Source organism: Arthrobacter sp. FW306-1B-G06A (genome assembly GCF_058781765.1).
The window spans coordinates 124,147-149,772 of record NZ_JBYSXB010000004.1; the positions used below are offsets into that span (position 1 = coordinate 124,147).

The 25,626-nt window shown below is 64.1% G+C and carries 23 protein-coding genes; 17 read left to right on the plus strand and 6 right to left on the minus strand.

Annotated elements, in window-relative coordinates:
* The first annotated feature begins 7 nt into the window (after positions 1–7).
* The 7 genes from atpA to AC3WJM_RS03400 all read left to right on the plus strand — a co-directional run bounded on the left by atpA (position 8) and on the right by AC3WJM_RS03400 (position 8,733).
* The gene (atpA, locus tag AC3WJM_RS03370) at positions 8–1,645 is read left to right on the plus strand and encodes a F0F1 ATP synthase subunit alpha (RefSeq protein WP_059387613.1); all 1,638 of its coding nucleotides are present in this window, start codon (positions 8–10) and stop codon (positions 1,643–1,645) included.
* 93 nt (positions 1,646–1,738) lie between these two features.
* Positions 1,739–2,626 carry a F0F1 ATP synthase subunit gamma gene (locus tag AC3WJM_RS03375; RefSeq protein WP_059387614.1) on the plus strand — a complete coding sequence of 296 codons (888 nt, stop codon included), beginning with the start codon at positions 1,739–1,741 and terminating at the stop codon, positions 2,624–2,626.
* Positions 2,627–2,712: 86 nt separating this feature from the next.
* A complete protein-coding gene (gene atpD / locus AC3WJM_RS03380) occupies positions 2,713–4,167 on the plus strand; it encodes a F0F1 ATP synthase subunit beta (RefSeq protein WP_059387615.1) in 1,455 nt (484 codons plus the stop codon).
* Position 4,168: 1 nt separating this feature from the next.
* Complete coding sequence (locus tag AC3WJM_RS03385; protein WP_059387616.1) at positions 4,169–4,453, plus strand: F0F1 ATP synthase subunit epsilon; 285 nt, start codon at positions 4,169–4,171, stop codon at positions 4,451–4,453.
* Between the two features lie 10 nt (positions 4,454–4,463).
* Positions 4,464–4,895 carry a DUF2550 domain-containing protein gene (locus AC3WJM_RS03390; protein ID WP_059387617.1) on the plus strand — a complete coding sequence of 144 codons (432 nt, stop codon included), beginning with the start codon at positions 4,464–4,466 and terminating at the stop codon, positions 4,893–4,895.
* Between the two features lie 5 nt (positions 4,896–4,900).
* Positions 4,901–6,172, plus strand: coding sequence for an alpha/beta hydrolase (locus AC3WJM_RS03395; protein ID WP_492271201.1), 1,272 nt, complete (start codon positions 4,901–4,903; stop codon positions 6,170–6,172).
* A 68-nt stretch (positions 6,173–6,240) separates the two neighbouring features.
* Entirely contained in the window at positions 6,241–8,733 is a 2,493-nt protein-coding gene (locus AC3WJM_RS03400; protein ID WP_492271215.1) for a bifunctional lysylphosphatidylglycerol flippase/synthetase MprF, read from the plus strand.
* Between the two features lie 73 nt (positions 8,734–8,806).
* Here AC3WJM_RS03400 and AC3WJM_RS03405 read toward each other — a convergent pair whose 3' ends face one another.
* The 3 genes from AC3WJM_RS03405 to nucS all read right to left on the minus strand — a co-directional run bounded on the left by AC3WJM_RS03405 (position 8,807) and on the right by nucS (position 11,321).
* Positions 8,807–9,010 carry a cold-shock protein gene (locus AC3WJM_RS03405; RefSeq protein WP_028264741.1) on the minus strand — a complete coding sequence of 68 codons (204 nt, stop codon included), beginning with the start codon at positions 9,008–9,010 and terminating at the stop codon, positions 8,807–8,809.
* 303 nt (positions 9,011–9,313) lie between these two features.
* On the minus strand, positions 9,314–10,561 hold the full coding sequence (gene nagA / locus AC3WJM_RS03410; RefSeq protein WP_492271202.1) for an N-acetylglucosamine-6-phosphate deacetylase: 1,248 nt from the start codon (positions 10,559–10,561) through the stop codon (positions 9,314–9,316).
* Between the two features lie 64 nt (positions 10,562–10,625).
* On the minus strand, positions 10,626–11,321 hold the full coding sequence (gene nucS / locus AC3WJM_RS03415; protein ID WP_284988405.1) for an endonuclease NucS: 696 nt from the start codon (positions 11,319–11,321) through the stop codon (positions 10,626–10,628).
* 69 nt (positions 11,322–11,390) lie between these two features.
* Between nucS and AC3WJM_RS03420 the strand changes: the two genes are divergently transcribed.
* Together AC3WJM_RS03420 and AC3WJM_RS03425 are read left to right on the plus strand one after the other, a co-directional pair.
* Positions 11,391–11,723, plus strand: coding sequence for an Rv1322 family protein (locus AC3WJM_RS03420; protein WP_284751215.1), 333 nt, complete (start codon positions 11,391–11,393; stop codon positions 11,721–11,723).
* Between the two features lie 18 nt (positions 11,724–11,741).
* Entirely contained in the window at positions 11,742–12,536 is a 795-nt protein-coding gene (locus AC3WJM_RS03425; protein WP_306960904.1) for an alpha/beta hydrolase, read from the plus strand.
* A gap of 24 nt (positions 12,537–12,560) precedes the next feature.
* Here AC3WJM_RS03425 and AC3WJM_RS03430 read toward each other — a convergent pair whose 3' ends face one another.
* Entirely contained in the window at positions 12,561–13,751 is a 1,191-nt protein-coding gene (locus tag AC3WJM_RS03430) for an AI-2E family transporter (RefSeq protein ID WP_284988486.1), read from the minus strand.
* 299 nt (positions 13,752–14,050) lie between these two features.
* Here AC3WJM_RS03430 and AC3WJM_RS03435 point away from each other — a divergent pair, with 299 nt between their 5' ends.
* From AC3WJM_RS03435 to AC3WJM_RS03470, 8 genes are all read left to right on the plus strand, one after another.
* The gene (locus AC3WJM_RS03435) at positions 14,051–15,877 is read left to right on the plus strand and encodes a DUF8094 domain-containing protein (protein ID WP_441437143.1); all 1,827 of its coding nucleotides are present in this window, start codon (positions 14,051–14,053) and stop codon (positions 15,875–15,877) included.
* Between the two features lie 36 nt (positions 15,878–15,913).
* A complete protein-coding gene (locus AC3WJM_RS03440; RefSeq protein WP_284988403.1) occupies positions 15,914–16,879 on the plus strand; it encodes a tetratricopeptide repeat protein in 966 nt (321 codons plus the stop codon).
* On the plus strand, positions 16,879–17,982 hold the full coding sequence (locus AC3WJM_RS03445) for an NADH:flavin oxidoreductase/NADH oxidase (protein ID WP_059390253.1): 1,104 nt from the start codon (positions 16,879–16,881) through the stop codon (positions 17,980–17,982). The genes AC3WJM_RS03440 and AC3WJM_RS03445 overlap by 1 nt, the downstream gene beginning before the upstream one ends.
* Positions 17,983–18,079: 97 nt before the next feature.
* Positions 18,080–18,871 (plus strand): ABC transporter ATP-binding protein, encoded by a 792-nt coding sequence (locus AC3WJM_RS03450; RefSeq protein WP_284988401.1) that lies wholly within the window; start codon positions 18,080–18,082, stop codon positions 18,869–18,871.
* Complete coding sequence (locus AC3WJM_RS03455) at positions 18,853–20,424, plus strand: ABC transporter permease family protein (protein WP_492271203.1); 1,572 nt, start codon at positions 18,853–18,855, stop codon at positions 20,422–20,424. Before AC3WJM_RS03450 ends, AC3WJM_RS03455 begins: the two co-directional genes overlap by 19 nt.
* A 93-nt stretch (positions 20,425–20,517) precedes the next feature.
* Entirely contained in the window at positions 20,518–21,300 is a 783-nt protein-coding gene (nagB, locus tag AC3WJM_RS03460; protein WP_059387621.1) for a glucosamine-6-phosphate deaminase, read from the plus strand.
* A 36-nt stretch (positions 21,301–21,336) separates the two neighbouring features.
* A complete protein-coding gene (locus AC3WJM_RS03465) occupies positions 21,337–21,675 on the plus strand; it encodes a DUF3039 domain-containing protein (protein ID WP_059387622.1) in 339 nt (112 codons plus the stop codon).
* Between the two features lie 180 nt (positions 21,676–21,855).
* Complete coding sequence (locus AC3WJM_RS03470; RefSeq protein ID WP_284988399.1) at positions 21,856–23,634, plus strand: DEAD/DEAH box helicase; 1,779 nt, start codon at positions 21,856–21,858, stop codon at positions 23,632–23,634.
* Positions 23,635–23,658: 24 nt separating this feature from the next.
* On the opposite strand, the gene AC3WJM_RS03475 is transcribed toward AC3WJM_RS03470, so the two are convergent.
* Positions 23,659–24,285, minus strand: a complete 627-nt coding sequence (locus AC3WJM_RS03475; protein ID WP_059390254.1) for an isochorismatase family protein — start codon at positions 24,283–24,285, stop codon at positions 23,659–23,661.
* A complete protein-coding gene (locus AC3WJM_RS03480; RefSeq protein WP_284988398.1) occupies positions 24,286–25,614 on the minus strand; it encodes a nicotinate phosphoribosyltransferase in 1,329 nt (442 codons plus the stop codon).
* Between the last annotated feature and the right edge of the window lie 12 nt (positions 25,615–25,626).

The window sequence follows — 25,626 nt, forward strand, 5'->3', positions numbered from 1 at the left end:
ACTGCAGATGGCCGAATTGACCATCAACGCCGACGACGTCCGTAATGCGTTGAACGAGTTCGCGGCGTCCTACGAACCCGGAAACGCAGAGCGCGTAGAGGTCGGCCGCGTGACCGCCGCAAGTGACGGCATCGCCCGTGTTGAGGGCCTTCCCTCGGTCATGGCGAACGAGCTGCTTCGCTTCGAAGACGGCACCCTGGGCTTGGCCCAGAACCTCGACGTCCGCGAAATCGGCGTCATCATCCTCGGTGACTTCACCGGTATCGAAGAAGGCCAGGAAGTCCACCGCACCGGTGAAATCCTGTCCGTCCCGGTAGGCGACGCCTTCCTTGGCCGCGTAGTTGACCCCTTGGGCCAGCCGATCGACGACCTCGGCGAGATCAAGGCCGAGACCACCCGTGCCCTGGAACTCCAGGCTCCGGGCGTGACCCAGCGTAAGTCGGTTCACGAGCCCATGCAGACCGGTCTCAAGGCAATTGACGCCATGATTCCGATCGGCCGTGGCCAGCGCCAGCTGATCATCGGTGACCGCCAGACGGGCAAGACCGCCATCGCCGTCGACACCATCATCAACCAGAAGGCCAACTGGGCTTCGGGCGATGTCAGCAAGCAGGTGCGCTGCGTTTACGTCGGTGTCGGCCAGAAGGCTTCCACCATTGCCGCTGTGCGCCAGACCCTGGAAGACCACGGCGCGCTGGAATACACCACCATCGTGGCTTCCCCGGCATCCGACCCCGCAGGCTTCAAGTACTTGGCTCCGTACGCCGGCTCGGCCATCGGCCAGCACTGGATGTACGGCGGCAAGCACGTCCTGGTGATCTTCGACGACCTGTCGAAGCAGGCCGAAGCCTACCGTGCAGTGTCCCTGCTGCTCCGCCGCCCGCCGGGACGCGAAGCGTACCCGGGTGACGTTTTCTACTTGCACTCCCGTCTGCTGGAGCGTTGTGCCAAGCTCTCCGATGAGCTCGGCGCAGGCTCGATGACCGGTCTTCCGATCGTGGAAACCAAGGCGAACGACGTCTCGGCCTACATCCCGACCAACGTCATCTCCATCACCGACGGCCAGATCTTCCTGCAGTCGGACCTGTTCAACGCCAACCAGCGCCCCGCTGTTGACGTCGGCGTGTCCGTGTCCCGTGTTGGTGGTGCGGCACAGGTCAAGTCCATGAAGAAGGTCTCCGGTACCTTGAAGCTGGACCTGGCGCAGTACCGCGACATGCAGGCCTTCGCGATGTTCGCGTCCGACCTCGACGCGGCGTCACGCCAGCAGCTGACCCGTGGTGCCCGCCTGATGGAACTGCTCAAGCAGGGCCAGTACTCGCCGTTCCCGGTCGAGGACCAGGTTGTCTCCATCTGGGCCGGTACGAAGGGCTACTTGGACGACGTTCCGGTTGAGGATGTCAGCCGTTTCGAGTCCGAGTTCCTGGAGCACCTCAAGCACAAGTCCTCCATCCTGACCACGCTGGCGCAGACCAACGTCCTGGACGACGACACCGCTGAAGCGCTGAAGTCCTCGATCATCGACTTCAAGAAGGGCTTCTTCGGGGAGGGCGACAACCGCTTGGTTGGCGCCGGCCACGAAGAGCACGAAGCGATTTCCGGTGGCGAAGTCGACCAGGAAAAGATCGTCAAGCAGAAGCGCTAGAGCATTGGTTACCGGGCCTGCGGAATCCGCAGGCCCGGTACCTTCGCCAAAGCCTTAGCCGCTGATCCATCGGGATCTTAGGAAAGGAAATGTATGGGAGCCCAGATCCGGGTCTACCGCCAGAAGATCAGCTCGACGACGTCGATGCGCAAGATCTTCAAGGCGATGGAACTGATCGCTACCTCGCGCATCGGTAAGGCCCGCGCCCGCGTTGCAGCTTCGACGCCCTACGCAAACGCGATTACCCGTGCTGTTTCTGCTGTCGCAAGCCAGAGCGAAATCGATCACCCGCTAGTCACCGAGCCGGAGCAGATCCGCCGTGCCGCCGTCCTGGTCATCACCTCGGACCGTGGCCTGGCTGGTTCTTACTCCGCAAGCGTGCTCAAGAAGGCTGAAGGTCTCAACGAGCTTCTCCGGGCAGAGGGCAAGGAAGTCAAGACCTACCTGGTTGGCCGCAAGGCCCAGGCATACTTCGACTTCCGCAGCCGTTCGTACTCCCGCGTGTGGACCGGCGGAACGGACGCACCGGAATTCGAGACTGCCAAGGAAGTCGGCGCCGCTCTTCTCGAAGAGTTCGCCAACGACTTCGCTGAGGGTGGCGTGGATGAGATCCACGTCGTTTACACCCGCTTCAAGTCGATGGTGACGCAGGAGCCCACGGTTGTCCGTCTGCTGCCGCTCGAGGTCGAAGAGCAGGCAGTCAGCGAGTCCGAGCTTCTGCCGCTGTACGAGTTCGAACCGGAGTCGGAGCAGGTGCTTGACGCTCTTCTTCCGCGTTACATCGAGTCCCGCATCTTCGCGGCAATGTTGCAGGCAGCGGCTTCCGAGCTCGCCGCCCGCCAGCGCGCCATGAAGTCGGCAGGCGACAATGCGACCGAACTGATCAAGAAGTACACGCGTCTGCGCAACACGGCCCGCCAGGCTGAGATCACGCAGGAGCTTTCCGAAATCGTGGCCGGCGCCGACGCCCTGAGCGCGTAGTTGCCGGTGCATGGTTCGGCGCAAGCTGCACCTGCACCAAATAGATAAACTTAACCCCACGCCATCTACTGAGTGAAGTGAGAGAGATGACTGCCACCGCTACCGAGCACGCAGCCGCAACGGCCGGCGCCACCGGCCGCATTGCCCGCGTCATCGGCCCGGTTGTCGACGTCGAATTTCCGGCTGACGCAATCCCGTCGATCTACAACGCACTCACCACCGAGGTAACCCTCAACGGTGAGACCAAGACCATCACGTTCGAGACCTCCCAGCACCTGGGTGACAACCTCGTCCGTGCCATCTCCCTGCAGGCCACCGACGGACTCGTCCGCGGCACCTCCGTGCAGGACTCCGGCTCCCCGATCTCCGTGCCTGTCGGCGACGGCGTCAAGGGCCACATCTTCAACGTTCTCGGCAAGCCGCTGGACGTTGACGAGTCCGAGATCAACGCGGACGCTTACTGGCCGATCCACCGCAAGGCCCCGGCCTTCGCGTCCCTTGAGGGCTCCACGGAGATGCTCGAGACCGGCATCAAGGTCATCGACCTTCTCACCCCGTACATCAAGGGTGGAAAGATCGGTCTGTTCGGTGGCGCCGGTGTCGGCAAGACCGTTCTGATCCAGGAAATGATCACCCGTGTGGCCCGCAACTTCGGTGGTACTTCGGTATTCGCCGGCGTTGGCGAGCGTACCCGTGAAGGAAACGACCTCTGGGTTGAAATGGAAGAGGCAGGCGTCCTCAAGGACACTGCCCTTGTATTCGGCCAGATGGACGAACCGCCGGGAACGCGTTTGCGTGTGGCATTGTCTGCGCTCACTATGGCGGAGTACTTCCGCGATGTGCAGAACCAGGACGTGCTGCTCTTCATCGACAACATCTTCCGCTTCACGCAGGCGGGCTCCGAGGTCTCCACCCTGCTCGGCCGCATGCCGTCCGCAGTTGGTTACCAGCCGAACCTCGCTGACGAGATGGGCCTCCTGCAGGAGCGCATCACCTCGACGAAGGGCCACTCGATCACGTCGATGCAGGCTATCTACGTGCCGGCTGATGACTACACCGACCCGGCTCCGGCAACGACCTTCGCACACCTCGACGCGACCACGGAACTTTCCCGTGAAATCGCCTCCCGTGGTCTGTACCCGGCTGTTGACCCGCTGACGTCGACTTCCCGCATCCTAGACCCGCAGTACATCGGCAAGGACCACTACAACACGGCTGTCCGTGTGAAGCAGATCCTGCAGAAGAACAAGGAACTCCAGGACATCATCGCCATCCTCGGCGTCGACGAACTGTCCGAAGAAGACAAGATCGTCGTGTCGCGTGCACGCCGCATCCAGCAGTTCCTGTCCCAGAACACCTACACCGCAAAGCAGTTCACCGGCGTCGAAGGCTCCACCGTGTCCATCAAGGACACTGTCGAAGGCTTCACGGCGATTTGCGACGGCGAGCTGGACCACATCGCAGAGCAGGCGTTCTTCAACGTCGGCGGCCTGGATGACGTCGAGCGCCAGTGGGCCAAGATCCAGGAACAGACCAAGTAGTATGGCTGAGCTCGAGGTTGAGATTGTCGCAGCGGACCACTTCGTGTGGTCCGGTGCGGCCAAGATGGTCAAGGCCCGTACCAGCGATGGTGAAATCGGGATCCTGCCGGGCCACTCGCCGCTCCTCGCCATTCTGGCCGCGGGCGAGCTGGCCATCGAGCCGGTTACCGGAGACCGCCTTGCAGTAGTTGTGGACGGCGGGTTCTTCTCCGTCGACAACAACCGCGTGGTGATCGTCGCTGACAACGCCCAGTTGGGCGATTCAGCTACTGCGGGGATCCGATAGCAAGACCTTGATGGACGACTCTGCTATTCCGTTCATCGCCTTGGCAACGGCGTTTGCGTTGCTGATCTTTACACTGTGCCTCGTCGGGGTGCGCCGCTTCAATCTGCGGCGCGCCCTGGGCACGGTCGACGCCTCCATTTGCACGGCTGGAAACAGCTGGCGGATGGGGGTTTGTCGTTATCAGGACTCGGAGCTTGAGTGGTTCCGCCTGCTTTCCCTTAGCTTCCGTCCAAGACACAGCTTCCGCCGCAGCTCCCTGGAACTCTTGGGCCGCCGGAAGCCAACGGAGGAAGAACTGACGAGGCTGCAGCCCGACGTCGTGGTCGTCGAACTCCAGCACGAAGGCCAGCGGTTCATGCTGGCAATGAGATTTGATGCCTACGCCGGGTTGTCATCCTGGCTGGAGGCCGGCCCCGTGGTGGGCGTCGGCACCTGGCGCTGAGGACAGTGGAATTCCTGTACAACCTGAGCCTTGTTGATGGTCCCTTCTATTGGACCATCTTTGGCGCTGGAATTGCCGGGAGCGCATTCCTTCTCCTGCGATGGGACCGGCGCTGGCTGCTTTCCATTGTTGTGTCGCTTATCGCCGCAAGTGGAGTTGTTGCGGTCATTCATTGGCTACTCGTCAACGTCCTCACCGTCTTCCCGGAGGATCTCCCCTTCGATGTCCTCGCTTGGTCGACGGTTGCCTTTTCCGCGCTGTCCCTCTTCCTTTTTCGGCTTCCGGGTTCCTCGTGGCGCGGCAGGAGCGCCGCAGGGTTCTCGTTCTTCGCGGTCCTGCTCCTCTCCGCGTTTCAGATCAACAGCTACTTCGGGCTTAACCACACGGCGGCTGATCTCTTCGGCCACAATGTTGGACGGATCCCACAGCTTGAGGAGGGGTTCAAAAGGGGTTCTTCCCGAACCCTCCCGGTGTCGCTGCCTGAGGGGGGACTTGTCCGCAGGGCGTCGATCCCCGGAATCGAATCCGGATTCACGGCCCAGGATGCTTTCATCTACCTGCCGCCGGCCTACCAATCCGCTGACCGCAGCCAACTACCGGTGCTCGTGCTCTTTGCCGGCCAACCCGGACGTCCCGCCGACTGGCTGACCGGCGGTCTCCTTGAACCGGCCATGAATACTTTCGCCGCCCGGCACGGAGGCGTGGCGCCCGTCGTCGTGGTGGTCGATCCCAACGGTTCCGATACCGCAAACACGATGTGCATGGATAGCCGGATCGCACGTGCGGATACCTACCTAGCGATCGATGTTCCGCGTTGGATCAATTCGACGCTCGAGGTTTCGGCCGACCCAAGGAAGTGGACGGTCGGCGGGTTCTCCTTCGGCGCAACGTGTGCCGTGCAGATGACTACGCTGCATCCCGAAATCTATCCTTCGTTCATCGCGTTCTCGGGAGAGCGGGAGCCTTCACTTGGCCCGGACCGCCGGCGGACCATCCAGACCGCATTTGGCGGCGACTCTACGGCCTTCGACGCCCTGACACCGTTGAACCTGATGAAACAGCGAAGCTACGACGGGCTTGCGGGCTTCTTCGCCGTCGGGGCCTCGGACGGCGAATTCGTCGGCTACGCCACCGAGCTTGCGGCGGCCGCCCGCACCTCCGGCTTCGACATCCGGCACGCTTCAGTTTCCGGAGCCGGCCATTCGTGGGCGGTCGCCGTGCAAGAGCTTCCTTCCGCCATGGAATTCCTGGCCCCTCGCTGGGGACTCGTCCAGTGAGCACCCAGGAAGCCCGGTTATCCAAGGACCAGGCGACTGATCCCGAAGAAGGCAAACCCGCCCGGAAGATGGTGGCAACGCTTGCCCGGGCCATCCTGGGCAACGTGGCTGCCCACATCGGGGCAATCCCGTTCACCGTGATTGTGCTCGCCCTGTACCTTCTCACTCCCGCGATCTTCGACTCAGATCTCGGGTACGGTCCCGACGTCTTGCGGCACCTTTCAAGCGTGAGCGGCGGAGGATTGAAGTCGGGGGACTGGTGGTCCATCTGGACGTCGATGTTCTTTGCAGCCAACCCCCTCGATTACGTGATGAGCTCGTTGTTGTTTGTCGTGCTGTTGGGCTCTGCAGAGCGCAAGCTGGGGTGGTTCCGCACGGCGGCGGGCTTCTTTGGCGGACAGTTTGCCACGGTCACCGCTTTTCTGTTGGTGGTCCAGTTGGCAGCCTACGCCGACGACGGCTGGCTGGGGCGGATGATGGACGCCAGGACTTCCGGGCCGCTTCCGGCAACCCTCTTCGTCTCGATGGCGGCCAGCGGCCTTCTCCCGACCCTGTGGCGCAGGCGCCTGAGGGCGACCGCTGTGTCCTTGGCGCTCCTCTTGGTCCTGTACGTCGGCGACCCCTCAGCCGTCATGGCCCTGGCCGGAGCCGTGCTCGGACTGGGGGCGGGCCTGTGGCTCCAGCTCGACCACGGGATTCAACCGAGCCACCGGGCGACCAGGCGTGAAACCCGAAACCTGTTGTCCCTCATGGTGGCGATTTTCGGCGTCGGGCCCTTGGTGGCGGGCGCGGTGAGGAGCCCCGCGGGGCCGCTCGCGTTGCTCCGCGAAATGGTCCTGAACCCGGTCCCGACGCTCAACCAGTTACAGGCGAACTGCGGTGGAACCGTGGACATCAGCTGCCTTGAGCTTGGACGCCAGGGCTATCCCGGGCCCGCCGGCGTGGCCCTCGCGGTGGTGCCCGCGTTGCTTCTCCTGATCTGCGCGGTGGGCATGCGCCAAGGAAGGCGCTTGGCATTGAAAATCGCCATCGCCGTGCAACTCGGTGTGGTGGCTTTGTCCTTTGCCTATCTGGTGTTGTTTGCCAGCATTCCGCATTTTCCAGGGCGGGGCCGCACGGTAGTCATGGGCTCCGCGGTGTTCCACATTCTGACCCTCGCCCTGGTTCCCCTTATCCTGGCGGTCCTGCTCTTCCTTTTCCGGGGCAACTTTGTGGTGGGCTCCAGGGCGCCGCTCCGCCGGAAAATGGCATGGCTGGTTGGCGGTACGTGGCTCATCTTGGCGAGTGGCTACACCGGGGCCTGGCTCGGCTCGGGCGGTATGGCGCACGACGGCGGCATCCTCGGCCTCATTGCGGAACTCGCCCGGCAGTATCTTCCCTTGCCCATACCCACGGCCTTCGGTCGAGTGTTCGCGGAACGTAGCGCCGCCGAGTCGATATTGTTCGCGTGGTCCGGGATCATCTTCTGGCTCGTGGCCATGGCAGCGGTGTGGACGCTGCTCCTGAAACGGCAGCACGGGCCCGGCGGCGACGATCCGGCCCGCCTGACGGCCAAGGCTTTGGTCAAACGCGGCGGGGAGTCGCTTTCGTGGATGGCGCTGTGGGAGCCGAACAAGTTCTGGTTCACTCCCGGAATGGACGCTGGAATTGCCTACCAGCAGCACGGAAACGTGGCACTGACCCTTGCCGGACCGTTCGGTGATCCCGCACAAGCCCCTGCCGCGACCGAGGGGTTCCTGGACTACTGTGCGCACCATGCATTGGTGCCGTGCCTCTATTCCTGCACCGAGGAATTGTGGCCGATGCTGCAATCCGCGGGATTTCGCCGAATTGCGGTCGCCCAGGAAACCCGGCTCTCCATCCGTGACCTTGAGTTCACGGGCAAAGCGTGGCAAAACGTCCGTACAGCAAAGAACCGCGCGCTAAAGGCCGGCGTTGAAGCCCGGTGGGGGCGCTATTCGGAGTTTCCGCAACACGTACGCTCCCAACTCGGCGAAGTGTCGGAAGAGTGGGCCGCCAGGAAAAAAGTACCCGAAATGGGCTTTACCTTGGGTTCCCTCGACGAGCTGATGGACGATGAAGTGCTGTGCTGCATCGCCGTCGACCGCAAAGGGTTTGTCTATGGGGTCACCAGTTGGCTGCCGGTGTTTCGTGACGGGCGGGTGATCAGCTGGACCTTGGATTTCATGCGTCGGCGAAGCGATGCCTTTCCTGGCCTCATGGAATTCATGATTGCCTCGGCAGTGCACGAGTTGCGGCAGGGAGTGGAGGTCATTTCTTTGTCGGGCTCTCCTCTTGCCGGCGAGACCGAGGAATTCTCCAGCGGGGAAGCCGGCCTGGCGGGCATTCTCGACCTCGTGGGCAGGACCCTGGAACCTGTTTACGGATTCCGCTCATTGGCCCGCTTCAAATCGAGGTTCCAGCCGGAGTACAGGACTTTGTATATGTACTATCAGGACAGCCTGGAGATTCCCGCGATCGGCGCCGCGCTAAGCCGCGCATATTTGCCGGGGCTATCCGTTCGCCAAACTGCCAGGCTTCTCCGCACCCTGGTCACCTGAAAAGGAAAAGGGGTCCCGCAGCCTGTGCGGAACCCCTTCCCTGAACCTGCCAAGCAGAATTCAGGCAGTCAAACTAGACGGCGGTTACGCCGGTGGCCTGCGGGCCCTTTGCGCCCTGACCGATCTCGAACTGAACACGCTGGTTCTCGTCGAGGGTGCGGAATCCGCCGGTCTGGATCTCGGAGTAGTGGACAAAGACGTCGCCTTCAGCGTCGTCCGGGGTAATGAAGCCGAAGCCCTTTTCAGCGTTGAACCACTTGACGGTGCCCAGTGCCATTTTTGTTTCTCCTCATTGTGGAACTATTAAGTCCGGCACACCGCGTGCCGGCCTTGGTTACTCCGCGAGAAGACCTGGTATTCCGTCCAAGCAAGGCCTGGTTGGCTTCGCAGGAGCTTCACGCTCGCAACACGTCTTGCGAGCATGAATCACACCTACACAAAGACTGCTACAACACTTTCATGGCGGATAGTGGAGGTCAACGGTCTGCTGGGGAATTCCGACAAATTTTAAGTAAAAAGAAGGTAACGGAAGAAAGCGCGCCGGCCACGGGATCCGCCATAGGGAGCACGCAAATTCGGCCTAGGCCAGCCAATCCCCATTGCGCAATACGCCAGCGAGTTGAAGCTCCTTGTCCACGACGACGAGATCGGCCCGCAAGCCCCTGCGAAGGCCGCCAAGTTCATCGGAGAGCCCCAGGACCGCGGCGGGAACCGCCGTCGCCGAGGCAACCGCGTCGGCGAGCCCGACGCCGGCCGCAACCGTGCGCCTGACGACGTCGAGCATGGTGGCGGTGCCACCCGCGATGGATCCCGTGGCATCCAAGGTAGCGACGCCGTCCGTCACGGTCACGGGGGAGGGGCCAAGCATGTAGTTTCCGTCGGAGAGTCCCGCCGCCGCCATCGAATCGGTCACGAGGACAACGTTTGCTGCGCCTACCAGCTGAAAGACGGTTGCGACCGTGCTTGGGTCCAGGTGCGTGCCGTCCGCAATCAGTTCCACCACGGCCTTGCCTTCCTGGGCCGTGCGAAGGGAGGCGGCCACGGGGCCGGGGGAGCGGTGGTGCATGGGAGGCATGCCGTTGAACAAGTGCGTGACGGTGGGCAGAGAGCTGACGCCGTCGAAACCGGCGGATTCCAGGCCCTCGCGCGCCGCAGTGAGGGAGGCTGCCGCCGTCGCGTCGTCGCAATCCGTGTGGCCAAGGGACGGCGTTACTCCGTGGAACGTCATCAGGTCCACGAGTGCCGCGGCGCCCGGAAGCTCTGGGGCATAGGTCATGGTTGCAAGCTTGCCTGCAGCGGCTTCAACGAGCTCCGTCATGAGGTCCAGGTCCGGTTCCAGCAAATAAGCAGGGTTCTGGGCGCCGCATCGTGCATGGGAGAGGAAGGGCCCCTCAAGGTGGATTCCCGCTACGAGTCCTTCATCGGCCAGGCGCACGAAAAGCTCGATGGCGCGGAGCAGGTCCTCCCGGGGCGCCGTGACCATGCTGGCGAGGAGCGTGGTGGTTCCGGAGCGGTGCAGGAAATCGATGGCCTTGCGCGCCGACGATTCATCAGCCCCGGGGAAGTCGCCTCCATTGCCGCCATGGCAGTGCACGTCCACGAATCCGGGAACGATATACCGTTCAGCGGGGAAATCGGTCCGGGGAGTTTCCTCGAACCCCTCGAAGGCTGCTTCGTGGAATTCGGCGGCCGGCCCGGCGAAGGCGATGCGGTCGTCTTCCACCGCCACCAGGCCATCTTCGATCACCGCACCGTCGCTGACGATGGTTCCGGTGATCAGGTGGCGCACGGGCGCAGAAGAAGATACAGGCCGGTCTGGGACAGTCATGTTTTGATTCTAGTTGCCGGGGCCCGCGCCTGGCCCGGTTTAACCGGGATGAAGGCCGGGACCGCTAGAACAAGCGGGACTCGCTGTCGTCCACGCCCCGCATCGCGTCATAGTCCAGGGTGACGCAGTCGATTCCGCGGTCGTTGGCAAGGACCTTCGCCTGCGGCTTGATCTGCTGGGCGGCGAAAATGCCCCGCACCGGGGCCAGCAGCGGATCGCGATTGAGAAGTTCGAGGTACCGCGTGAGCTGCTCGACGCCGTCGATGTCGCCGCGCCGTTTGAGTTCGACGGCGACCGTCCTGCCGTCGCCGTCGCGGGCGAGGATGTCCACCGGACCGATGGCAGTGAAGTACTCGCGCCGGATGAGCGAATAGCCGGCACCAAGTGTTTCGATCTGCTCGGCGAGCAGTCGCTGAAGGTCGGCCTCGACGCCGTCCTTGATGAGCCCGGGGTCCGTTCCGAGGTCGTGGGACGTGTCATGGAGTTGCTCGTAGATGTTGATGATGAGCCGGTCATCGGTCTTGGCCGACTGCACGGTCCACTGCTCCACCACGCCTTCTTCCACTTCGGTCTCTTCCGGCGTCGTCACCCGGAGGGTTGCGGGCGGGCTCATCCAGTTCAGCGGCTTGTAGGAGCCGCCGTCGGAGTGGACCAGCACCGAACCATCGGATTTGACGAGCAAAAGCCGGGTGGCAAGGGGGAGGTGGGCCTTGAGGCGGCCAACGTAATCTACGGAACAACGGGCTATGACGAGTCGCACCCGCTCCACTTTACTTCCTCTGCCGCATCCCCTGCCCCGCGCAACTAGCGACTGGGGCAGAATGGAGTCATGCCCCGCTCCAACCGCCCCCGACGCACCGAATCAGCCAAGGCAAGCTGGAAACGGACAGGCGAGTCGCCGGAACTGGACCTGGAACGTGCCCGCTCGGGCATTGCCCGCAGGGAAAGCGCCCCCGACGGCGACTGGATGGTCCGGACCATGACCGCACGCAATGCCGAGAAGACGTATATATGTCCCGGCTGTTCGATGGCCATCATGCCTGGCATCGCCCACCTGGTGGTGTGGTCCGAGACGCACCTCTTCGGCGACGCCGCAGGCCTGGCGGAGCGCCGCCACTGGCACAACAACTGCTGGACCGGCCGGACCTACAGATACCGCTGAGCGCTTAAGCTTGGAAGCATGAGTTTCGATCCCGCTTCCCTCGTTTTCAGCCAGCCGGAGTCTGCCACGGACATCAGGGCATCCACCGTTTTGCCGGCGCACCGCGAAAACGTGGAATTCCGCACCGAAGACGGCAAGTTGCTTGTGGGTGAGCTGGCGCTGCCGGAATCCGGCGAGATCTCGGCGACCCTTATTACCCTGCACCCCCTGCCAACGCACGGCGGATTCATGGATTCGCACGTTTACCGGAAGGCGTCCTATCGGCTTCCGGCGCTGGCCGGCGTCGCGGTTCTGCGCTTCAACACGCGGGGAACGCATTCGCCCCGGGGTACCAGCCAGGGGCACTTCGACGAGGGCATCGGCGAGCGGTACGACGTCGAGGCTGCTGTTCGCTTCGCTGTGGAGCGCGGGCTTCCGAACCGCTGGTTGGTGGGCTGGTCCTTCGGCACCGAGCTGGCCTTGATGTACGGTGCGGTGGAACCGGTGGCTTCCCAAGTGGAGGGCGCCGTCCTGCTGTCTCCGCCGCTGCACCGTGCAACGGACGTGCATTTGAAGGAATGGGCTGCTTCGGGAAAGCCGCTGACGGTCCTGGTTCCGGAACACGACGACTATCTTCAGCCCGCCGAGGCCGCGGAACGATTCAGTTTGGTGCCCCAGGCCCGGGTGGTGGGGATCGACGGCGCCAAGCACTTGTGGGTCGGCGAGAAGTACGCTGCCCGGGTTTTGGACGAGATTGTGGACGACGTGACGAAAGCCGGTGCAGGACCCCATGGCTTGCCTCGCCAGTGGGCAGGCCCAGTGGCCACGGCCTAATGGCTACGGTTTAACAGTCACCGCTTAGTGGCGGTCCTGGCGGACGATGAAGACTTCCTTGATCAGCAGCATGATGGCTGCGGCCGTCGGGATGGCGATCAATGCACCGAGCACGCCCAGCAGGCTGCCGCCCGCGATCACCGAGATCACGGCGACAGCACCCGGGACGGCAACTGCCTTCTGCATGATGCGCGGAGAGATGAAGTAGGCCTCGAACTGCAGATAGGCGAAGTAGCAGATGGCGTAGATCACGGCGGTCTGCCAGCCGGCGGTCAAAGCTACCAGGATGACCACCACAGCGGCAATCAGCCCGCCTACCAAGGGGATGAAGGCAAGCAGGGCAACCACGAACGCCAACAGGACGCTGAACGGAATGCCCAGGATGCTCATGACGATGAACGCGAACAGCGCGTTGAGCAAGGCAACACAGACCTGGCCGATCACGTAGTTGCCCACCGAGCGCGTGATTTCTTCGGATAGCGCTTCCACCCGGGGCCTGCGCGAGCGTGGTGCGAGCCTGTATCCCCATCTCTTCATGGCAGGCAGGGCACCGAGGAAGTAGAGGCTGAGGACCAGGACGATCAGGGTCCCGAAGACCCCGTTGGCCACCGTGGATCCGAAGCCGACGACGCCGCCGAAGATACCGCCCATGGCGTCCGGGTTTTTGACGAACTTGTCGAGTTCCTGGCTGATCTTGTCGCGGACGCCGAATTGGCTGTCCAGGGAGCGGAAGAAATCCGAATCCACGAAGCCCCGGATCCAGTCCGGAGCCTGCCGGACGATCTGTGAGACCTGTTCCACGATGGTGGGGATCAGGGTGGCGAAAAACGCCGCCACTCCGGCAACGAGGACCCCGACGGCGATGACGACGCCGGCCGGGCGCGGCACCTTGCGCTCTTCGAGCCCGCGGACCACAGGGTCAAGTCCCAAGGCAATGAACAGGGCCGTCACGATCCACAACAGCAGTTGGGCGGTGTTGGTGCCGATGTAGTACAGCATGAGGGCGACGCCTACGCCGGCCGTGCCCATGAAGCCGACATACAGCGGGTGTTGCGCGGACATCCTCGGGCCAGGGGAACCGAAGCGCGGGCCGTCGGATTCATCCAAGGCGGGTTCGGCGGTTGCATCGTGCTCAAGTTCGGGAGGCATTTCGAAACGGACCCGCGGTTGGGCGCCGGGAATGGGCTGGCGGAGGCGGCGCACGAAGGACGCCATCAGGCCCTCGCCGTGATCCCTGCCGTCGTGGGCAGACCCATCATCCAAGCCACCCGGGCTGGTGCCGGGCCCTTGTTCGGCGGGTGTGGGATCCTTGCGCTCTTTCACGTGTTTCAGCTGCCTTTTCGTTCCGCGGTCAGGCTCGAGGGGTGCCCGATGTCATGTTGTTCGCCACACTATCAGCAGGCCGGAATTGCCGAATTCTAGAGGGTAAGCCCTCCGGCGGGAAGCCCTCTGGGAGGACCCCGAACTGACTCCTTGGTAACAAAACCGTTACCCTTGAAGTTCAACGACCGCTGATGATTGGTATTCCTGTGCGATTGAAGACTGCAGTTTCGCTGGTGCTGCTTGGCCTGCTGACACTGTTGGCCGGCATTGGCCAGCTGACCTTTTGGGCCCCGGCCGAGACCGTAACCGCGTCCGCCCCTGGCGACTCCAAAGCCGCTCCGCTGACGGTGATCACCCAAGACGTGTTGACCCACAAGGGAGGTCCGAGACAGATCAGCGTCAAGGGCGACGGCAAGTTCGTGTTGGCTGTGGGACGTCCGGATGACGTCGATGCGTGGGTCGGCAAGACCGCCCACAACACCATCAACGGCGTCTCCGAGGACGGCAAGTCCCTCCAGCTTGCAGGCACCGACGGCGAAGCAAACGCCCCCTCTCCTGCCGGATCGGACTTGTGGGTGCAAACGGAGAACGCCGACGGACAGCTGGAGTACACCTTCACCCCTCCCGCGAGCGGCAACTGGTCACTCCTTCTGGCGAGCGACGGAACCAAACCGGCGCCGTCGTCGGTCTCCATTACATTCGCCAATGATGCCACCATGCCGTGGGCCGTACCGCTTATCGTCATTGGCGCGATCCTCATTGTCGCGGGTGCGGCGTTGCCGTTCGTCAGCAAGTTCACCAAGGGCCGGGGCGGCCGCCCCAACGGTCCGCGGGGCGGCGTAACCACCGGAAACTCCCCGGAGACCGCCAGCAAAGGCACCGCCGATGAAACCGACAAGGACCCCCTGGGCGAGGACACACCTGCCGGGGACGCACCTGCCCAGGACACCAACAAAGGCACAGCCGCGGGTCCCGCACTTCGTATTTCGCTTGTAGCCGCAGCTGTTGTGACGGCCCTCGTCGGTGGCACCGCGGCAGGTGCCCAAGCGGCCGAGACTCCTTCTCCCTCCGGATCCGCGGCGCCGGGCTCCGGATCCGCGACGGCGAGCCCCGCGGGGACCGCCGGAGCGCAGAACGTCCCCGTCTTGGTGGACGCGCAGCTCAAGCGCATCCTGGACCAGGTCGCCGGCGCCGTGGCGGCCGGAGATGCCGCACGCGATGCCTCCAAACTTGCTCCCAGGGTTGACGGCGCGGAACTGCAGGTGCGCACGCAGAACTATAAAATACGGTCCCAGGTTGCTACTCACGAGGCGCGGATGCCCGTCCGGTCCAGCAAGTTGCTGGGCAGCGTCATCTCCAACCAGCGAACCTGGCCCCGCACTGTGATCGCCCTGACCCAGGGCGATGGCAACGTGGTTCCCCAGGTCCTGACCCTCGTGCAGGCCTCGCCGCGGGAGAACTACAAGCTGAAGAGCACTTCCCCGCTTCAGCCGGGAACGTCCTTCCCGGCGATCCCCTTGGGCGGAACCGCGCAGTTGGCGGCCGGAGACAAGTCCGGGCTGCAGTACAGCGGGACCGAGGCGATGGCAGCCCTGGGCGATCGCTTGACCAAGGCCGATTCGGCATTCAAGGACAAGCTCGTGGAAGGCACCAACTCGCCCTACATAGCCGATGTCCTTGACTACCAGGCGAGCACGGTCAAGTCCGGTACCAACGGCAATTTCACCTTCACGCACACGCCCTCTCCGACGGATACGGCAGTGTTCCGCACCTCCGACGGCGGCGCCGTGGTGGTGGGAAAGCTGAACTTCGATTTCACCAGCAAACCCAAGTCGGATGGAGACACGCTGACCGTGGACAAAGCCGCGGCAGTGCTCGCGGGCGGGGATTCCACGAAAGTCGGCCTTGTGCAGACCTTCTCGGAGTCGGTAGCCGTTTACATTCCGCCGGCAGGCTCGACCGCTCCCATGAAGCTCGTCGCCGCGGTCCGCGGCCTGGTGGGAGCCAGCTTCCAGTAGGCAAATGCTGTCGGCGCAGCGGCTAGAGTGGACGGTATGAGTTCGCCAGGATCCCGTCCCGTCTCTCCAGCCGCTGCCAGCCAGCTCAACCTGCGCGGCGCCGTCGACCTCTCTGCATTGCGGCGCCCTGCGCCGGCGGCACCGAGCGGTGCCCCGGCTGCCTCCGGCGGAAGCCCGGGAAGCGGCCAGCCCCTTCGCGTAGATGCCACCGAGGCCAATTTCCAGGACCTCGTCCAGCTCTCCGCGCAGATTCCCGTCCTTTTCCTCTTGTGGTCCAATCGCTCCTTGGAGGCCTCGACCCTCCTCCATAGCCTCGAAGGCGTCGTCGAAAGCTACGCCGGCAAAGTGGTGCTGGCCGCGGCGGACGTGGACGCGTTCCCGCAGCTTGCGCAGGCATTTCAGGTCCAGGCTGTCCCCACCGCCGTCGCGGTCCTGAAGGGCCAGCCCGTGCCGCTCTTCGAGGGGCCCGCGTCGGACCAGGAAATCCGTGCCCTCATCGATGAACTCCTCAAGGTGGCCGAAGCCAACGGCGTAACGGGCAGCATCGGCGCTGGCCCCGCTGCTGCGGAGGCCCCTCCTTTGCCGCCGCTGCACCAGGCAGCCTTCGACGCCATTGAAGCGGGGGATTACGCCGCCGCCGCCAGTGCCTACCGCCAGGCGCTGGCCGAGAAACCGGCTGACGCCGAGGCGAAGGCCGGACTTGCCCAGGTGGAACTCATGGGCAGGATTGAGCTCCTGACGGCAACGGATGCCGAAGCCATGCGTCAGCGTGCGGCGGAGGAGCCGGACGATATCGAAGTACAGCTCACAGTGGCCGACCTCGACATCTCGGGCGGACACATCGAGGACGCGTTCAACCGCATCATCGCATTCATTGGCCGCAACTTCGGGCCCGAGCGCGAGACGGCTCGTGTGCGCCTGCTGGAGCTGTTCGACGTCGTCGGCATTGCGGACCAACGCGTTGCCAAGGCCCGGCAAGGTCTGGCGCGGGTCCTCTTCTAATGACGCAGCCGGCGTTGTTCAGTCCGCTTCAATTGCGCTCCTTGACGTTGCCGCATCGCGGCTGGGTTTCCCCGATGTGCCAATACAGCTGCTCGCCCGACGGCGGGGGCGGCGTGCCGAACGATTGGCACCTGGTGCATCTTGGAGCATTTGCCACGGGCGGCGCGGCGCTCATCCTCACCGAGGCGTCGGCCGTCAGCCCGGAGGGCCGGATCAGCCCGCGGGACGCCGGACTGTACACGGACGAGCAAGCGGGCGCCTGGGAGCGGATTGTGGACTTCGTCCACCGCAACAGTGCGGTGGGCGGCAAGATCGGCGTCCAACTGGCGCACGCCGGCCGCAAGGCTTCCACCTATTGGCCTTTCGCCGAAGAGAGCGGATCCGTAGCGGAGTCCGACGGCGGGTGGGTTACCCGCGGCCCCGGAGTTGAGGCCTTCGCCGGGCTTGCAGCTCCTCGCGCCATGAGCGAGGCGGACATCCACGCCGTGATTTCGGATTTCGCCGCGGCGGCCGGACGGGCTGTGGACGCCGGGTTCGACACGGTGGAGATCCACGGCGCGCATGGCTACCTCCTGCACCAGTTCCAAAGCCCGCTCATCAATAAGCGCGAGGATTCCTGGGGAGGCAGCGAGGCGGCACGAAACCGCTTGATGCTTGCGGTCGTTGACGCCGTCCGTGCGGTCATTCCGGATTCGATGCCGTTGCTGCTGCGGATTTCCGCCAGTGATTGGGCCGAGGGCGGCATCGACATTGACGCCTCGGTGCGTCTCGCGAGGGCCGCGGCCGAGCGCGGCGTGGACTTGGTGGACGTCTCCAGCGGGGGTGCGGTGGCCCATCAGCGGATCAAGGCCGGCCCGGGATACCAGACGGGATTCTCCGAACAGATCCGGCGCGAAGCGGGAGTTCCCACCGGAGCCGTCGGATTCCTGACATCCTCAGGACAGGCCGAACACACTGTAGCTACGGGCCAAGCCGACGGTGTATTCATGGCACGGGCAGCCCTCCGCGATCCGCACTGGTGGCTCCGCGCGGCATTTGAACTCGGCTTCCCCTTGGATTGGGCGCCGCAGTATCAGCGCGCGGTTCCACGGCACAGCTTCTAGGAGCTAGTCCTTTGGGATGAGGCGGATCCGTAAAGGCGCCCCGTAGTTCCCCCTCCGGGACGACCCCTGGCGCGGCCCCCGGGGCTAGGCTGACTGCATGACTGTCCAGCTTCCCGGTTCCCCTCCCACATCCCCGGTGCCCGCCTTGGCCCTGCGCGGACTGGCGAAACGCTTCGGCGGCAAAATCGCCGTCGACGGCATCAGCCTGGACGTCCCGGCCGGCTCCTTCTACGGCGTCGTTGGTCCCAATGGGGCGGGCAAGACCACCACGTTGTCCATGGCCACCGGCCTCTTGCGGCCGGATTTCGGGACGGCCTACATCCACGGCGTGGATGTGTGGACGAAGCCGCTCGAAGCCAAGAAGCTGATGGGGATACTGCCCGACGGCGTCCGCCTCTTCGACCGCTTGACGGGTGAGCAGCTTGTTACTTACGCCGGCTTGCTCCGCGGCATGGACAGGGACGTCGTTGCCCAAAGGGTGGGAGAGTTGATGGCCGCCCTGGATCTCAGCGCCGACGCCGGCACCCTCGTGGTGGACTACTCCGCCGGCATGACGAAGAAGATTGCCCTCGCGTCGGCGCTCATCCATGCGCCCAGGCTGCTGGTGCTGGACGAGCCCTTTGAGTCCGTGGATCCCGTCTCGGCAGCCAATATCAGGGGAATTCTTGACAACTATGTGGCCTCGGGAGGGACGGTCATCGTCTCGAGCCACGTCATGGACCTTGTGCAGCGCATGTGCGACCACGTAGCCGTCGTGGCTGCCGGCAGGGTCCTCGCCGCCGGTACCGTCGACGAGGTCCGCGATGGCGCCACGCTCGAGGACCGCTTTGTGCAGCTCGTGGGCGGCGGAAACCAGACGGGGGGCCTGGAATGGTTGCGCACCTTCTGAGCCTGAAGTGGCGGCTCCTGCTGAACGGCTTTCGGCGCAGCCCCGGCCAGCTTGTGGGAATCGCGATCGGAGGGCTCTATGCGCTGGGGGTCGTCGCGACCCTCGTGGTGACGCTCGTCGCCCTGCGGTGGGCCGACGCCGAGACGGCCCACACCGCCGTCGTCCTCGGTGGCGCCGCCGCGATCCTTGCCTGGGCAATCGTTCCCCTGATGGCCTCGGCCGCCGATATGACGCTTGACCCTTCCCGCTTCACGACGTCGGCGATTCCCATGCGCCAGCTGCTGGCCGGGCTTACCCTCGCCGGATTCATCGGATTGCCGGGCTTGTCCACGACGATTGTGGCCTTGTTCACTGCGGCCACATGGTGGCGCAGCGTGCCGGCGGCGCTCGGCGCCCTGCTGGGTGCCGTGCTGGGCGTGCTGAGCTGCGTGGTCCTGTCGAAAGTCATCACGACGGCGACTGCAAGCCTCGCGGCCTCCCGCCGTTTCAAAGACGTGAGCAGCATTGTGGTCTTTGTGCCACTCGTGCTGATGGGACCGATCGTAGCCGGCGTCTTCAGGGGAGTATCCGGTTCCACGGGCTATCTCCCGGAACTTGCCCGGACGGTCTCCTGGACTCCACTCGGAGCTTCCTGGTCGCTTGGCGGGGATCTGGCGTCCGGAGATATTGCCGCCGCCGGCCTGAAGGCAGTGATCGGCCTCGCCACTCTCCTCGTGTTGTTTGCCGCCTGGAATGCGTTGCTCAAGCGGGCGCTGGTCACTCCGCCATATTCGGGTGGATCAAGGAAACGCGGCGGCAAACTTGGCTTGTTCGGACTGCTGCCGGCAACTCCCACCGGTGCCATTGCCGCACGCTCCCTCAGCTACTGGGTCCGCGATCCGCGCTACGCAGCTTCGCTGATGGTGGTCCCGTTGTTGCCCGTGATTTTCCTGTTCCAGTCAGCGCAGTCCGGAAGCTACTCCATGCTGGTGATTCTGGGACCCATGGCCGCCTTTGTCCTCGCATGGTCTATTTCCGCGGATGTCTCCTACGACAACACCGCCTTTGCCTTGCATCTGGCCACCGGGGTCCGCGGCATTCACGACCGGCTCGGCCGGGCCTTGGCCTGCCTGGCATTCGCCCTCCCGGTGGTGTTGATCTTCGCCGTCGGGCCCTTTTTCCTGACCGGCGACTGGGGCTGGTTGCCCGGTGTCCTGGGTCTTTCCCTCGGTGTGCTGTTCACCGGCCTGGGCCTGGCCTCCATCGTGTCGGCACGGTACACGTCCACCGTGCCGTTGCCCGGTGACAGCCCGTTCAAGAAGCCGCCGGGAAACGTTGCCCAGACACTGGCGGTCCAGTTCGGGGGAATGGCAGTCTTGTTCCTCCTCGTCCTTCCGGAGCTTGTCCTGGTGATTGTCCAGTCGGTCACGGGCGATCCACTGTGGGGATGGATCAATCTGGCAATTGGTACGGTTCTCGGAGCGGCATTGTTCGTTGCGGGTGTCCGGATCGGCGGCCGATGGCTTGACCGGCGCGGGCCGGAGCTCTTCGCGCAATTGAGCGTCAACCGTTGATTCCATGAACGACAATGACAAGTTATGGGACATGGGATAACCTCGAGTTTGAACCAGTCGATCCGGGAAACACAGCTAGAAAGGTCGTGGACGATGGAAGTTGTCATCCTTCCGGGAAGCAAGCAGATCGGGGCGCTTGCCGCGGATGCCATCGAGGCGCTGCTCCTCCGAAAGCCGAATGCCGTTCTGGGCCTGGCCACAGGGTCCTCTCCGCTCCCTGTCTACGACGAATTGGCGCGCCGCCATCAGGAAAGGGGCCTCGACTTCAGCCAGGCACACGCCTTCGCCCTTGACGAATACGTGGGGCTCGAGCCTGGCCATCCGGAGTCGTACCGTGAAGTCATCCGCCGTGAATTCACGGACCGCGTCAACATCGACCCCTCCAACGTCCACAGCCCGGACGGTACCGCGGCCGACCTTCCCGCGGCCTGCCAAGCGTACGAGGACTCCATGCGCGAACTCGGCGGCGTTGACTTGCAGATCCTCGGCGTGGGCACCGACGGCCATATTGGATTCAACGAGCCCGGCTCATCGCTCGCTTCGCGGACCCGGATCAAGACGCTGATCGAGCAGACCCGCAAGGACAACGCACGGTTCTTCAAGAGCATCGACGATGTTCCCCACCACGTGGTCACACAGGGTTTGGGAACCATCATGGATGCCCGGCACGTGGTCCTGATCGCTACGGGTGCCCAGAAAGCCCAGGCCGTCAGGGACTTCGTCGAGGGGCCGGTTGCGGCCATTTGCGCGGCATCAGTGCTGCAGATGCACCAGCACGCCACCATCTTGATCGATGAGGCTGCGGCGTCCTCGCTCAAGCTCGCCGACTACTATCGCCACACCTATGACAACAAGCCGAAATGGCAGAGCATCTGACACGGTGCATCTGATCGCGAAGCTGCAGCGGCTAAGATGGATGGCATGACGACGCTGCCTCCGGACCCATTCGAAAACGATCCCATGCGCGAGCTTTCCGGAGCCGGAACTTCCACTGCAACCATTGAGCGCGAGGAATTGCGCCAAGAAGTGGAACCCGGTGACCGGGAGCGTTTCTCGCACTATGTCCGCAAGGAAAAGATCATGGAGTCCGCCCTGACGGGCGAACCCGTGATTGCGCTGTGCGGTAAAGTGTGGACCCCTGGCCGGGACCCGCAGAAGTTCCCGGTCTGCCCCGAGTGCAAAGAAATCTATGAAGGACTTCGCCCGGGTAACGACGGCGGAGACAAAGGCGGCTCGGGCGGCTCCAAGTAGCGAGTAAGCCCCAGTAGTCGGGTATTTCCTGGTAGTAGGCGGGGGAGCGCTTTCCCCTGCCTGTGTGCTGCCCTGCGTGATTCGGCGCATTCGGAACAGATTGGTGTTTTTTGTGGTTATTTGGGTTTCGCTGGCTGCAGCGGCCTTGCTTGGAATCGTTGCTGGTCGGGGGGAATCCGCGTGACTGAAACACTCTTCGGCGGCCCGGCGCTGCCTCCGGCCTATCCGGAACGCGCAGCCTGGGGAACCGCCCCGAAGCTGCGCGCCTGGCAGCAGGAAGCGCTGGACCTGTACTTGAACGCGAGCCCGCGCGATTTCCTCGCCGTGGCAACGCCGGGCGCGGGTAAGACCACCTTCGCCCTGCGGATTGCGTCCATGCTCCTTGACAGCGGAACCGTGAACCGCGTGACGATCGTCGCCCCAACCGACCACCTGAAACGGCAGTGGGCGGACGCCGCCGCCAGGGTGGGCATTGCCATCGATCCGAACTTCAAGAATGCGGACGGCCAGCACGGCCGGGGGTTCGTCGGCGTCGCAGTGACGTATGCGCAGGTGGCCAGCAAGCCCATGCTCCACCGGGCCAAGACCGAGGCAGCCCGCACGCTGGTCATCCTCGACGAAATCCACCACGGTGGCGAAGCGTTGTCCTGGGGCGACGGATTGCGCGAGGCATTCGATCCAGCGGCTCGGCGCCTGGCCCTCACAGGAACGCCTTTCCGTTCCGACACCTCACCCATCCCCTTCGTGGAATACGCCGAAGACCGTGACGGCATCCGCCGCTCGAAAGCGGACTACACCTACGGTTACGGCAATGCCTTGAGGGACCACGTCGTCCGTCCCGTGCTGTTCATGGCGTATTCGGGCCAGATGCGTTGGCGCACCAGCGGGGGAGACGAAATGGCGGCTTCCCTCGGCGAGGCCGCCGTGACCAAGGACATCACCTCCCAGGCGTGGCGGACCGCGCTGAACCCCAGCGGCGAATGGATCCCCGCCGTGCTTGCTGCCGCTGACAAGCGCCTCAGTGAAGTGCGGCGCACCGTGCCCGACGCCGGCGGTCTGGTGATTGCCACGGATCACGACGACGCCCGCGCCTACGCTGGTCAGCTCAAGAAGATCACGGGTCAGTCGCCCACCGTGATCCTGTCCGATGATTCCAAGGCTTCGCACAAGATCGAGGAGTTCACCGCCAGCGACAAGCGCTGGATGGTTGCCGTCCGCATGGTGTCCGAAGGCGTCGACGTCCCCAGGCTTTCGGTCGGCGTCTACGCGACGTCCACCTCCACGCCGCTGTTCTTCGCCCAGGCCGTGGGCCGCTTCGTCCGTGCCCGCAAACGCGGGGAAACGGCGTCGGTCTTCCTGCCCTCCGTGCCACCCCTCATGGCCTTGGCCAACTCCATGGAAGCCGAGCGGGACCACGCGCTGGACCGGCCTGAGAAGGAAGATCCGGACGGCCTCTTCAACCCCGAAGAGAACCTGATGGCTGAGGCCAACCGCGAAGAGAAGGCCTCGGACTCCCTGGAGAAGGGCAAATTCGAGGCCCTCGATTCGCAGGCATCCTTTGACAGGGTGCTGTTCGACGGCGGCGAATTCGGTACGGGAGCCGATATCGGCTCCGAGGACGAACTTGATTTCCTCGGGATCCCCGGGCTGCTCGACGCCGAACAAGTGGGAACGTTGCTCCGGCAGCGGCAGCATGACCAGCAGTCGAGGAAGAAACGCCAGTCTCCGTTGGCTGCCGCTGCGTCACCCGCGGTTCCGGACCACCGCATGCTGATGGACCTGCGCAATGAGCTCGCAAAAAACGTCGCGGCCTGGTCGGCCCGTACCGGCACCCCGCACGGCGTCGTCCACAACAAGTTGCGCGAAGTGTGTGGCGGACCGGCAGTCGCGCAGGCGAACGAGGAGCAATTGCAGTCGCGCCTGCGCAAGCTCCAGGATTGGTTCATCGGACGGAAGTAGAAGTGCTTGGCAGGGCTCCTGCCCTTAGCGCTGCCCCAGCTCGACGCCGTTTTCTTCCAGTTCCGCGTAGGTCTCGTCAAGATCTTCCGCGATTCCGGCGGTGAGTTCACCGATCACCGTCACCGAGTAGCCCGCCTGCACGGCGTCCAGCGCGGTGGCCCTGACGCAGTAGTCGGTCGCGATTCCCACCACGACGACTTCTTCCACTCCGTGGCTCTGCAGCCAGTCATCGAGCCCGAGGGCGTCCTCGTCCAGCTCGACGGAGGGGACGGCGCCGGGTGCGAGTTCGCCCATGGGCACTTCGTCTTCGGGCGCCAGGACTCCTTCGAATCCCGAGTAGGCGGCCGTGTACTGTCCCTTGCGGAAGTAAGCCTGGACGTATTCGGCGTCGAGATCCGGGTGGAGCTCGGCGCCCTTGCTCCCGGCGCGGCAATGCGGCGGCCAACTGTCCACGAAGTCCGGAGTTTCCGAAAAATGGCTGCCCGGGTCCACGTGCCAGTCCTGCGTAGCCACGACGTGGTCGAAGTGCTGATGGTTCGCGTCCAGGTATTCGCTGATAGCAGCCGCCGTGGCGGCGCCACCTTCCACGGCGAGGGAGCCGCCTTCGCAGAAATCGTTCTGGACGTCCACGATAATCAGGGCACGGGACATTCAGTCCTCCTCATAGACGGTGGGGATTGCCGGCTCACCGCGCTGCAGCCTGCGCACTACCGGAGGCAATTCGGCCATGGTGGCAGCGTGGCGTTCCTGTGCCCGGACTACGCCCTCGTGTCCGGTCCATCCCGGGAGCAGTTCACCGTTCTTGATGAACTGCTGGAGCAACTGGCGGTCGTTGCCATCGTCTTCCGGGCGATGTCCGATGCCTACGATCTCCTGGGTTGCGATGCCGAGTTCGTTGAGCTTGCGCAGGGCGTATTTGCGGCCGCCCACGCTGGCCTTGTTCTTGGCTACCTTGGCCACGGGAACGAATTCCCCGGCATCGTTGGTCCGGCTGACGAGCTTGTAGACCATGCTGGCGGTGGGCGCTCCCGATCCTGTGACCAGCGAGGTGCCCACGCCGTACACATCCACCGGGGCCGATTGCAGGGCCGCGATCGCGTATTCATCGAGATCCGAGGTGACGACGATCCGGGTGTTGATGTTGCCGAGGTTGTCCAGCAGCTCGCGGACCCATTGGGCTTGGGCCACGAGGTCTCCGGAGTCCAGCCGGACGGCCCCGAGTTTGTCACCCGCGAGTTCCACCGCGGTCCGTACCCCGACCTCGACGTCGTACGTGTCCACCAGGAGCGTGGTTTCCGGTCCGAAGGCGGCGATCTGGGCTTCGAAGGCCTCGCGCTCGGTGTCGTGCAGGAGAGTGAACGAGTGGGCGGCCGTGCCCACGGTCTTGATGCCGTAACGGCGTCCGGCTTCAAGGTTGGAGGTGCTGCCGAAACCGGCGATGACCGCGGCGCGGGCTGCCGCCGTCGCGGACTCCTCCTGGGTGCGCCGGGAGCCCATCTCGATGCAAGGCCGGTTGCCGGCCGCGCTGGTCATCCGGGAAGCAGCAGAAGCAATCGCGGTGTCATGGTTGAGCACGGACAAGATGTACGTTTCCAGGATGCAGGCTTCCGCGAACGTTGATTCGACGATCAGGATGGGCGAGCCGGGGAAGTAGGCCTCGCCCTCCGGATAGCCCCAGATGTCGCCGGAAAACCTGTAGTCGGCGAGGAAGTCCAGTGTTTGCCTGTCAACGACTTTGTGCTGATCGAGGAACGCGAGCTCGGCATCGCCGAAACGGAAGTCCTTGATTCCCTCAAGCAGCCGGCCGGTGCCGGCGACGATGCCGTAGCGGCGGCCGTCGGGCAGGCGGCGGGCGAAGGCCTCGAAGACCGAGCGCCGGTGCGCCGCGCCCGAATGGAGGGCGGCTTCCAGCATTGTCAGCTCGTAGTGATCGGTATACAACGACGTGCGGGGGTGGTCCCAGGCGACGGATCTACTCACGAATTCACTCTA